The 253-nt window shown below is 75.9% G+C and carries 1 pseudogene; it reads right to left on the bottom strand.

Annotation, left to right across the window (positions count from 1 at the left end):
* Nucleotides 1–253, bottom strand: a pseudogene (locus SB717_RS37905) (shikimate dehydrogenase); the annotation flags it as partial.

Below are 253 nucleotides of genomic sequence, written 5' to 3' on the forward strand. Positions count from 1 at the left end.
CGTGCCGACCAGCGAGCGCGGCAGCGCCGGCAGCGCGTCGGCACGTGCGGCGGAGGACGCGTGCACGATCAGGTCGAACTCGCCGAGCTCGCCCAGCGTCTCCAGATAGCGTGGATGCACGCGACCCGGCTCGCCCAGCGCGTCGGCCAGGGCATCGGCGCGTGCCGGCGTGCGGTTGACGACGAACAGGTCCGCAACCCCGGCATCGAGCAGCGCCGGGGCGACCCCGCGCGCGGCACCGCCTGCGCCGATC

This window comes from Priestia sp. SIMBA_032 (assembly GCF_046535215.1).
Taxonomy (GTDB): domain Bacteria; phylum Bacillota; class Bacilli; order Bacillales; family Bacillaceae_H; genus Priestia; species Priestia aryabhattai.